Raw genomic sequence first — 12,002 nt, 5'->3', positions numbered from 1 at the left:
TTCTCTTGACAAAAAAATAACGAATTTATCCATTGGTTAATAGGACATTTTTTCGTAGAAAAGTCAAGTGTATAAAGAGAGAAACGATTATTTTATTGATGCAAAGATAAGTCTCATATTAAAAAAACACATTTTATCGATGAGAAAAATCTAATTCAAAAAAATACCAAAAGACATATTTCAGACAAAATGATGTCAATAATACGTCAAAAATCAGCTGAATTTACTATGCAGGTATATTATACAATTCGATTAACGAATAAAACACTACAGAAATAGTGAAAAGGTAAAAAATAGCATTACAATAGTTTGAAAAACTGAAACTTCATATTTTTCGACAATACATACAAAATGTTTTTGTCTTTTCATATTTCTTAATAATTGAGTTTGATAAGATTGCTCAATTAACTTTTATTATAAAAACTATGAAGGAAGTGATTGTAGTATGGAAACGCTCGAATTGGCACGAATACAATTCGCATCAACAACGATTTTCCATTACTTTTTTGTTCCGCTGTCTATTGGTTTAGCTTTTATCATTGCGTTAATGCAAACGTTATATGTGGTAAAGGGACAAGAAATTTATAAGAAGATGACGAAGTTTTGGACGCAAATATTCCTTGTTAACTTTGCAGTAGGTGTAGTAACTGGTATTCTACAAGAATTCCAGTTTGGCATGAACTGGTCAACCTATTCACGTTTCGTAGGTGATGTGTTTGGTCCATCACTTGCGATTGAAGGCTTATTAGCATTTTTCATTGAGTCTACATTTTTAGGTTTATGGGTATTCGGTGAGGATAAATTACCGAAGCGCATTCACCTTTTATGTATTTGGCTCCTTTCAATTGGAACAATGTTATCAGCATTTTGGATTTTAACTGCAAGTGCATTTATGCAATCGCCAGTAGGATATGAAATGGCAGCAGATGGACGTGCACAAATGAATGATTTCTTAGCGATTATCCAAAATCCACAATTATGGGTACAATTCCCGCATACCATTACAGCGGCAATTGCAACTGGTGCATTCTTTATTGCAGGTGTGAGTGCATGGAAAATAACGAAAGCGCAAGAAACTGAAGTGTTTAAAAAATCGTTCCGCATTTCTATCATTGTTGGAACACTTACAACGGCGCTAGTATTATTCTTCGGTCATGCGCAAGCACAACAATTAATTAAGACACACCCAATGAAAATGGCAGCAGCTGAAGCGTTATGGAATACGAGTGAAGATCCAGCGCCATTTACAGTATTTGCGAAAATTGATGCGGAGAAGAAAGAGAATTCGTTTGAAATTCAAATCCCGTATATGCTAAGTCTATTATCATATGATAAATTTAGCGGTCAAGTAGAAGGGATGAATCAAATTCAAAAGCAATATGAAGAAAAATATGGGCCTGGAGATTATATACCGCCAGTACACACGATGTTCTGGAGCTTTAGAGCGATGGTAATGAGTGGAACATTTATGCTTCTTCTAGGAGCGTACGGATGGTTCTTATCAAGAAAAGATCGTTTAGCTGAAAAAACTTGGTATTTAAAATTAATGGTGTATGCAATTTCACTACCGTTTATCGGTAATACAGTAGGATGGATTATGACTGAAATGGGACGTCAACCTTGGGTAGTTTTCGGTGTTATGAAAACTGAAGATGCTGTATCTCCAAATGTTACGTTCGGAGAAGTGCTATTCTCTTTAGTTTCGTTCACATCATTATATTTAATTATAGGTGGAATTACAGTTTACTTATTCGTTCGTATTATTAAAGGACATGAGAATAAGAAAGCGAAACAGGATTCTCAAAGCCATGATCCATTTGATAAGGAGGATGAGTATGTTATCTCTTAATGAGTTGTGGTTTATTATCATTGCAGTTTTATTCGTGGGCTTCTTTGTACTTGAAGGTTTCGATTTTGGTGTAGGTATAGTTTCAAGTTTTTTAGGAGAAAACGATTTAGAGAAAAGAATATATTTAAATACAATTGGTCCATTTTGGCACGCGAATGAAGTATGGCTTGTTTGTGCAGGTGGCGCTATGTTTGCGGCATTCCCGCATTGGTATGCAACTTTATTTAGTGGGTTTTACATTCCGTTTGTATTTATGCTTCTTGCTTTAATTATTAGAGGTGTTTCCTTTAAATTCCGTGCAAAAATAGATAATCATAAATGGAAAGGCTTTTGGGATTGGGGTATGTTTTTAGGAAGTTTACTACCGCCTATCCTTTGGGGAGTTGCCATTGCTAACTTTATGGTAGGTATTCCAATTGATGAGACGAAAAATGCTGTAGGTGGATTCTTACAATTACTTCATCCATTTGCATTACTTGGAGGAGTTATGTTCCTTCTGTTATGTATTGTTCACGGATTGCAATTCCTTACTATACGTACAACAGGTAAGTTAAGAGAACGTGCACGTATTGCCGCGTTGAAAATTGCACCACTCGCAATTATAGCACTTCTTATTTTTGCCGGTGTAGGGTTATGGAAAACAGATATTTTCACTGGTCATGGTACAGAGTGGATTATGGTTCCAATCGGAGCTTTTGTAGCGTTATGTGCGTCAACATTATTAAATAAAAGAAGAAGAGATGGTTGGGCTTTCTTTATGACAAGTTTAACAATCATTTTACTAAGTGCGAGTGTGTTTGCTGGCATGTTCCCACGTGTCTTAATTAGCTCGTTAGGGTCAATATACGATTTGACAATTTATAATGCAGCATCAGGAGATTATGCACTAAAACTGATGACGTATTTTTCAATTGCTATATTGCCATTTGTTTTGGGAAGTCAAATATGGAGTTTCTATGTGTTTAGACAACCTGTTAAGTCAGATAAAGATTTGGAGTACTAATGAAAAGAAAAAGAGGACTTCCGTCGTATCCTGGTAGCCGAGTTTTATATGTAGTGTTAACAATCATTAGCATGTTAGAAGCTTTTAGTATTATTGCACAAACAGTGTTTTTAGCGCGAGCTATTACGTTTTTATTTCAGGGAGAAGCAGTGCAATCTGTGTTAAATGAAACAGTTTATTTCGGAATCACGTTTGCAGTACGTCACTTGCTAGTGCGAATATCGCAAATATTAGTGGAACGTTTCGCTGAAAAAACAGGATCGCTACTGCGAAAACAATTAATAGAGGCGTATTTCACATTAGGTCCACGGTATGTTCAAACTGCTGGAACAGGTCATCTGGTTACCTTATCGATAGAAGGTATTGAGAAATTTAAAACATATATTGAATTAACAATTCCTAAAATGATTAGAAGTAGTATCGTACCGGGACTAATTGTACTATATGTTTTTACGTTAGATATTGAGTCTGGAATCATTTTAGTTGTAACGATTCCTATCGTAATTATATTTATGATCCTACTAGGATTAGCAGCGCAGAAAATGGCAGATAGCCAATATGAGTCATATCGAGTACTTTCTAATCATTTTGTAGATACGTTAAAAGGATTAGAAACATTAAAGTATTTAGGTCAAAGTAAACAGCACGAAGGAAAGATTGAAAAAGTAAGTAAAAGGTATAGAAAAGCAACGATGCGTACTTTGCGAGTTGCTTTTCTTTCTTCTTTTGCATTAGATTTCTTTACGAGTTTATCCATCGCATTTGTGGCGGTCGGATTAGGGATACGTTTAATAGACGGGACAATTATACTATTGCCAGCCCTTACGATTTTAATTTTAGCTCCGGAATATTTTCTGCCGATTAAACAAGTTGGAGCGAATTATCATGCTACGTTAGATGGACAACTTGCAATGGAGCAAATAGAAGAGATTTTACAGCGACAAAAAGAAATAGGTAAGAAAGAATCTAATGTAGATCTAATATGGAATTCCTCTAGTAACTTGAAATTACAAGATGTAAAAGTAAAGAATGATGAATCTGAAAAAGGTATATTAGAGGGAATTGATTTTACTTGGAATGGAAACGGTGCTATAGGTGTAATTGGTGAAAGTGGGGCAGGGAAATCGACGTTAATCGATGTATTAGCTGGATTTTTAACTCCTTCTGGTGGAAAGATGATCGTAAATGGTGTGGAAATTGACGGGTCTACTCGTGAAGAGTGGCAAAAGAATATTGCTTATATTCCGCAGCAACCTTATATTTTCCCGCTTTCATTAAAAGATAACATTTGTTTCTATGAAACAAATACAACTGATGAAGAAGTGGAAAGAGTTATGAATGAAGTCGGTCTTCGTTCACTCGTTACATCGCTTCCAAATGGAATGTATGAAAGAATTGGAGAAGGTGGGCGTATGCTGAGTGGCGGACAAGAACAACGTGTCGCTATGGCGCGTGCACTTTTAAGTAAAAAGCCAATTATTTTATTAGATGAGCCTACGGCACATCTTGATATTGAAACTGAATTTGAAATAAAGAAAGCAATGTTACGTCTGTTTGAAGGTAAGTTAGTATTTCTTGCAACACATCGTCTTCACTGGATGAAACAAATGGATCATATTCTTATTTTAAATAAAGGGAAAATGATAGAAAGTGGAACCTATGAAGAACTTGTAAAGAATGAGGCATTACATGTTCACAGGAAAGAGAGGGGATAGAGATGAGTAACTGGATTAAACCGTATATACAGCAAAACAAAGGTAGAATGACTGTAACTATTTTCCTTGGTCTGCTTGGAGTTAGTTCAGGTGCGATGCTACTTTTCATTTCAGGTTATTTAATCTCTAAATCTGCTCTTAGACCAGAAAATGTAATGGCTGTATATGTTCCTATCGTTGCAACACGTGCGTTTAGTATAGGGCAAGCGGTATTTCATTATGTAGAGCGTTTAGTTGGACACGATGTTGTACTACGCATATTAGAAAAGATGAGAACGAAACTATATGGAATAGTAGAACCACAGGCGTTATTTTTTCGTTCACGATTTCAAACGGGCGATATGTTAGGGATATTATCCGAAGATATAGAGCATTTGCAAAACTTATATTTACGTACAATATTTCCTAGCATATTAGCATTAGTTGTATATAGCATATTCGTACTTGTTATCGGTGCATTTGACGTAGTGTTTGCACTTATTGCAGCATGTATGTTAGCTATTATCGTTTTTCTTCTTCCGTTTGTATCATTACTTTTAATGAAGCAAAATCATGTTGCTTTAAAACAAGGAAGAAACCGTTTGTATCAACAACTAACAGACGCTGTTTTTGGATTATCTGATTGGCAGGCAAGTGGTAGAAAAGATGAATTTATTAATAAGTATGTAGAGCAAAATGCTCAGTTGTTAAAAACGGAAAAAAGAATGAAGCGTTGGAATCATATTCGGGACAGTATTATTCAATTAGTAGTGGGTATTGTAGTTATTTCAATGATTATATGGACTGGAAATGAGGCTGCGAGTGAACAAATTGCTCCTACCGTTATTGCGGCTTTCGTCTTAATGACGTTATCTGTCACAAACGCGTTAATTCCTCTGTCAGATGCTATCGATCGAATTCCATCATATGTAGAATCCGCTCATCGTCTCAATCAAGTAGAAGGTAATGGTGTTTTACAGGATGAAAAGGAATTACATGGAGATAAAGATTATGTTGCACCAAAACGTATAGACATTGAATTAAATCATGTATCGTATAGTTACCCACATAGTAATGAAATGATATTGAAAGACGTATCATTGCAAATAAAAGCAGGAAAGAAAATTGCCATTTTAGGAAGAAGCGGAACCGGAAAATCTACTTTATTAAAATTGTTAACAGGTGCGCTAAGCCCGTTACATGGTGAAGTTTTATTGAATAGTGAACATGCTCACACGAATCTTTTATCAAAATATATTTCTGTATTGAATCAAAAGCCGCATTTATTCGATACGACAATTGGAAATAATGTGCGAATCGGCAAACCAGAGGCAACTGATGAAGAGATATGGAAAGCTTTAGAGAAAGCACAATTAGCTTCTCATATTGCTTCTCTTCCAGATGGATTACAAACAAAAATGCATGAGATGGGAAAAAGATTTTCTGGTGGGGAAAGACAACGGGTTGCTTTTGCAAGAACGCTAATGCAAGAAGCACCAATCATTGTACTAGATGAACCTACAATCGGCTTAGATCCAAAGACAGAATTATCTTTAATTGAAACGATGTTTTCTGCAACGGAAGAAAAGACAGTAATTTGGATTACGCACCATCTTGTAGGAATGGAGCATGTTGATGAAGTAATATTCCTTGATCGTGGTCAAATTGTGATGCAAGGTAGTCATGAACAACTTCTGAAAGAAAACGAAAAGTATCGTATGCTTTATGAGTTAGACAAAGGAATATAATTTTATTAAGTATGTAATGGAAAAATAGCTACGCCTAATGGTGGAGCTATTTTTTTGTTTTGAAATGAATATTCTATTCTTGTTTATGATGGATGGCAAATGTATATGATCGTTACGAATGAAAAATGAATTTCATATTATACATATAATGGAGGGGATATATATGAAGGAGCAGTATAAAATTATTGTTTTAAGTGATGAATTATCAAAGGGGAAGATTCAAAATGCATTAGACAAAAATAAATGTAAAACAATCGTTCATGTTGTAGATGTTTCAGCCATTGTTCAAATAGAAAATTCTTTTCAATATATAATCATTTGGAGAGTGGACGCAGAAAAACTTACAAATGAATTGATAAATAGGGGCGTGCAAAGTACAAAAATTATTAATTTAACAAAATACATGTATGAATGGAGGAATAAATTAATTTCTATCTATCAAATAAATCCGGATCTTATGTCTTTATACATTTCTATGAAAAAAGCAAAGGGTGATCCGACGTATGAATTGTTTGCGACGGGCTTGTCTTATCCGCATTGTGGCATAAGTGCGGAGCTCCTCTCAAAAAAGTCAATAAAACTAACACTTCCATCGCAAGATTTATACTATGATTATTTAATAGCATCACAACTTCTATCAAACAATCACTCCTTTCAATATTGTTTGATAGGAATAGCTTATTTCTCGTTTTACTTTGACATGTCGTTATCATCTGAATCATATAGAATTCACAAAGTATATTATCCATTGTTTCAAGACGGCCATCATACTGTAGTTCATTCTCCTCTATCCACTGATGGATTCTCACATCTAGATACCCCGAAACCACTTTTTTCTATTTTTAATTTGCATTTTGAATATATTTTATTAGACGAACTAACAGATGAATCATTGATATTGCCTTGGATAAATGCTGAATGGAATATCACTCCTCTTCACATTCCTTTTGAAGAACACGGAAAAATAAGAGCAGCTTCACATGCTAAATTGTCATATCCTCATACTTTAGTTGAAAATAAAACAATTTTTAAAACATATTTAGAATTACTTTTAAAACATGATATAAAACCACTAATTGTTGTATTTCCTGTTACTTCACATTATTTCAATTGTAGTAGTAAGAAATTAAAAGAAGATTTTTATAACGTTATAAAAGATTTTCAATCTCAATATTCTTTTCAAATTATAGATTTATTTGATTCGCCATTATTTTGCGATGATGATTTTTATGATAGTGATCATATGAATAAAAAAGGTGCAAATAAAATGTCCGTGTTATTAAATATGTTTATTCAGGAACGAAAAGTATGATATTTCGTTTCATGTCTGCATAAAAGTATATAGGCTCCATTCGGTTAAAGTAATGTGATTTTTGTGTCGCGTATATAAATAATATGCGAAGAGGTGAGAGAGTAAAATGAGAACTCGTATTGAAAGAAATGAAGAGGTGGTAGATCAACTTCCGTTGGTAAGTGTATTAATTCCTACATATAATCGTCCACGCTACTTTGAAGAGGCGTTATGTAGTGTGTTGGAACAAACGTACCCTAATATAGAAATTATAGTTGGAGATGATAGTACGAATGATGAAACAGAAAAGGTGTTACAAAAATACTTATGTGATCATTCAAATATTACTTATATAAAAAACAGGTCAACTCTTGGACAGTTTGAAAATGCTCTAATGTTATTTCATGAAGCGAGCGGTGAGTATATAAATTTTTTAATGGACGATGATATCTTTCATGTGGATAAAATTGAAAAAATGATGAAGTATTTTTTCAATGATTTAGATAATGAAATTAAGCTTGTAACATCCCATCGTCAAGTAATTGATGAAAAAGGGAAAGAACTACGACATATTTATTCAACTGTCCGTTTATTTAAAGAGGATACGATTATAGAGGGAACAGAATTAGCAAATAGGGTAATTGTCGATCAAAAAAATTATATTGGAGAACCGACAACAGTTTTATTTCGTAAAAATGATTTACAAGAACCGTATGGGATTTTTGATAAGAGGAGGTATCTTTGTAACGTAGATATAGCTTCATGGTTATCTTTATTAAGTAAAGGAAAAGCAGTATATATAGCAGAGACACTGAGTTACTTTCGATTACATCCAGATCAACAGTTAAATGAATCTAATAAAATGATGGATGGATTAGAAGATTTTTCACATAGTATTCTAGCAGGAGAAAAATATGGTTTCTTATCTAACGAAAAAGAGTTAGATAAAGCGATAACTAATTTTCTAGATTATGCAAGAAGGATAGTTCCATCATCAATATTATATACATTAGACTATTATCAAAAAATTAAAGAAAAGAAAATAAACATGGAAAAGAAAAAACAACATATAAATAATAATTCTCCTTTACCGAAAGTAAGTATACTTATTCCTGCGTACAATAGGCCGTATTACTTGGAATTGGCGCTTAACAGCGCCCTGAATCAAACATATGAAAATATTGAAATTATTATTTCTGACGACAGTACAAATAATGAAGTCAATGCTATGATTCAACCGTATTTACGTGAATATGAGTGTATTACATATGTTAAAAATGAAACTCCGTTAGTTGCTGAAAACTTTAATAAGTGTATAGAACTTGCGAACGGGGATTATATAAACTTTTTATTAGATGATGACTTATTTCATCATGAAAAGATCGAGAGAATGATGAAATACTTTTTGACGTTAGAAAATATTTCATTTGTGACGTCATATCGTGAACTGATTGATGAGAACGGAGAGATATTACCACCTTCAACATTGAATATGAAAATCGCGAAAGAAACTACACTTTTTGAAGGAAAAGAATTAGGGAATTATATGTTAAAAAACTTAAAAAATATAGTTGGTGAGCCGACAACTGTTCTATTTAATCGAGATATGTTTGAAGGGAAGTTTGGGTATTTTAAAGGGAAGGCTTATTCTGCTATTAATGACATTGCAACTTGGTTAGATATGATGAGGAAAGGGAAAGTAGTTTATATAAAAGAGCCTCTTAGCTATTTTAGACAACATAGTGGACAAAATCAAAAACAAATGCATTTTATTTTAATGACAATTGAAGAGTGGATTGAATTAATTATAGATGCATATAATAGTGGGTTTTTAAGTTCTGAGAGGGATTATAAAGAGAGCCTATCCTATTGTTTAGAAAATACGGGATTTATAGTTAAGGATGCAGTAAGAAATGGAGAACTAGATCAAATTTATAATGAAAAGATTAAAAAAGGATTGAACAAGCTAGTTGCTCATCTGTTTGAGAAAGAATCTTGTTATTGTCAATATTGCAATCAACAATTTGAAAAATTTTTACCTTGGCCAGCAGATTATGATTTTCCGAAATATAAATTTGAGATGTGGAATAAAGATACAGGGATATGTCCAGTTTGTAGTTCAATGGATCGTGAAAGATTGTATCGTGCGTACATTGAAACGGAAACGGACTTGTTAAGTAGAAAATATACTATGCTTCATATTGCACCTGAAGCGAATTTAAGGGATTGGTTTAACGAGTATAAAAATATTACGTATGTATGTGGGGATATAGAACCAAAGGATCCATTAATGAAGGAAATTGATGTTACAAGTATTACATATGATAGTAATACGTTTGATGTAATTTTATGTAGCCATGTATTAGAACACGTTCTTGACGACGATAAAGCAATGCGAGAGTTATATAGGGTTTTAAAACCAAATGGATGGGGAATTATTCAAGTACCAATCGTAATGAATGTAGATTCTATTATAGAGAATAAATTAATTGTAACACCACAATTGAGAAAATTAGCTTTTGGTCAAGAAGATCATGTGAGAATTTATAATCAATCGGGATTCATTCAACGATTAACGAATGCAGGATTTAAGGTGGAATTATATAACATAGCTGAAAGACAAGGAATGAAAGGTGCGAGGAAATTTGGATTATCTGAAACAGATATGCTCTATATTGTCCGAAAATGATAGGAAGGAATAGATAGATATGGAGAATATTCCTTTTTTACGTGCTTCAACTGTACCAGTAATTGAGTATTTAGATGAATTGAAGGAAATTGATGCATCGCACATATATACGAATTATGGACCTATAAATCAACGTTTTGAACAAACAATTATGTCGGGATTTTTTCAGAACAGGGGAGCTGTTACAACAGTAGCAAACGCAACGTTAGGGTTAATGACGGCCATTCAACTTAAGAAAAGAAAAAAAGGAAAGTATGCCCTCATGCCTAGTTTTACATTCCCTGCAACTCCATTAGCGGCTATTTGGTGTGGTTTGGAACCTTATTTTATTGATATTGCAATAGATGATTGGTATATGGATAAAACAGTACTCTGGGATAAGATTGAAGAATTAAAAGAAGAGGTTGCAATTGTTGTCCCGTACGCAACTTTTGGCTCATGGATGAACTTAGAAGAATATGAAGAATTAGAGAAAAAGGGTGTTCCGGTTGTCGTAGATGCGGCACCGGGATTTGGATTAATGAATGGAGGGATGCATTACGGTCAAGATTTTAGTGGAATAATCGTATATAGCTTTCATGCAACAAAGCCTTTCGGAATTGGTGAAGGAGGGCTCATATATAGTAAAAACGAAGAAGATATACAACGTATTAAAAGAATGGGTAATTTCGGATTTGATACAAACCGTGAATGCACGATGATGGGGTTTAATTGTAAAATGTCTGAATATGCAGCCGCGATTGGGATTGCAACTATGAAAAAATGGGATGACAAATTAAAAGAACGCACCCGTATTTCTGAATGGTATAAACAGTTGTTACAAAGTAATGGGTTAATGAAAAAAGGGTGGAAACTCCAAAAGACAGAAGCAGTTATTCAGCAATTTATGCCTATTCTTTGTCCGGAAGAAGTTCGCAACAAACAAGTAATAGAAGACCTGAAAAAACAGAAAATAGAAGCTAGATTATACTTTTCGCCCTCTTGCCACCAACAAGTTCTTTTTAGAAACTATAAGTCTACAGATTTAACAAGAACGAATAAAATAGCAAAACAAATAGTAAGTTTGCCTTTATGGGAAGGAATGACGAAAGAAATAGTAGAACAAATTGTAATCTGTTTAGGACAGAAGGTGGTGTCGGCAGATGAATAGTTTTTATAGTCAAGAAGAGCTAAAGAAAATTGGATTTTTATCTGTTGGGAAAAATGTATTGATTAGTAAAAAAGCAAGTATATACAATCCAAGTGTTATATCAGTTGGTAATCATGTAAGAATTGATGATTTTTGCATTTTAAGTGGCAAAATCACAATTGGAAGTTATTCGCATATATCAGCGTATACAGCGTTATATGGAGGGGAAGTTGGAATTGAAATGCATGACTTTGCAAATATCTCAGCTAAAACCTTAGTATATGCAGTACTAGATGATTTCAGTGGGAATACATTAATGGGGCCAACCGTCCCGAATCAATATAGGAATGTGAAAACAGAAAAAGTTATTTTAAAAAAACATGCGATTATTGGTGCTAATTCTATTCTTTTTCCAAATGTAACTATAGGAGAAGGCACGGCAGTAGGTGCGATGAGTATGGTGAAAAAGAGTTTAGAAGATTGGTATATTTATGCTGGAGTTCCCGTAAGAAAAATAAAACCTCGTCAAAGAAAGATGCTAGAGTTAGAAATTGATTTTTTAAAAAACATTCCTTCTTAACAAAAAGAAGGAATGTTTT

The 12,002-nt window shown here is 33.6% G+C and carries 8 protein-coding genes; all 8 read left to right on the top strand.

Features of this window, described 5'->3' with window-relative positions; genetic code table 11:
- Positions 1-445: 445 nt before the first annotated feature.
- Positions 446-1,849, top strand: coding sequence for a cytochrome ubiquinol oxidase subunit I (gene cydA / locus ACTFRS_RS08805; RefSeq protein ID WP_000448882.1), 1,404 nt, complete (start codon positions 446-448; stop codon positions 1,847-1,849).
- Positions 1,836-2,852, top strand: coding sequence for a cytochrome d ubiquinol oxidase subunit II (gene cydB, locus ACTFRS_RS08800; RefSeq protein WP_440023735.1), 1,017 nt, complete (start codon positions 1,836-1,838; stop codon positions 2,850-2,852). Before cydA ends, cydB begins: the two co-directional genes overlap by 14 nt.
- Positions 2,852-4,567 carry a thiol reductant ABC exporter subunit CydD gene (gene cydD, locus ACTFRS_RS08795; protein WP_439194542.1) on the top strand — a complete coding sequence of 572 codons (1,716 nt, stop codon included), beginning with the start codon at positions 2,852-2,854 and terminating at the stop codon, positions 4,565-4,567. Before cydB ends, cydD begins: the two co-directional genes overlap by 1 nt.
- Positions 4,568-4,569: 2 nt before the next feature.
- Entirely contained in the window at positions 4,570-6,294 is a 1,725-nt protein-coding gene (gene cydC, locus ACTFRS_RS08790) for a thiol reductant ABC exporter subunit CydC (RefSeq protein WP_139867651.1), read from the top strand.
- A 163-nt stretch (positions 6,295-6,457) separates the two neighbouring features.
- Positions 6,458-7,606 carry a hypothetical protein gene (locus ACTFRS_RS08785; RefSeq protein ID WP_139867650.1) on the top strand — a complete coding sequence of 383 codons (1,149 nt, stop codon included), beginning with the start codon at positions 6,458-6,460 and terminating at the stop codon, positions 7,604-7,606.
- Between the two features lie 106 nt (positions 7,607-7,712).
- Complete coding sequence (locus ACTFRS_RS08780) at positions 7,713-10,274, top strand: glycosyltransferase (RefSeq protein ID WP_440023736.1); 2,562 nt, start codon at positions 7,713-7,715, stop codon at positions 10,272-10,274.
- A gap of 19 nt (positions 10,275-10,293) precedes the next feature.
- Positions 10,294-11,424, top strand: a complete 1,131-nt coding sequence (locus ACTFRS_RS08775) for an aminotransferase class I/II-fold pyridoxal phosphate-dependent enzyme (protein ID WP_440023737.1) — start codon at positions 10,294-10,296, stop codon at positions 11,422-11,424.
- Positions 11,417-11,983, top strand: a complete 567-nt coding sequence (locus ACTFRS_RS08770; RefSeq protein ID WP_139867643.1) for an acyltransferase — start codon at positions 11,417-11,419, stop codon at positions 11,981-11,983. The genes ACTFRS_RS08775 and ACTFRS_RS08770 overlap by 8 nt, the downstream gene beginning before the upstream one ends.
- The last annotated feature ends 19 nt before the right edge of the window (positions 11,984-12,002 follow it).

It is taken from the genome of Bacillus cereus group sp. MYBK139-1 (genome assembly GCF_051916915.1).
Taxonomy (GTDB): domain Bacteria; phylum Bacillota; class Bacilli; order Bacillales; family Bacillaceae_G; genus Bacillus_A; species Bacillus_A pacificus.
The sequence above is the reverse complement of the archived record's forward strand: the minus strand, read 5'-3'. Positions and strand labels throughout refer to the sequence as shown.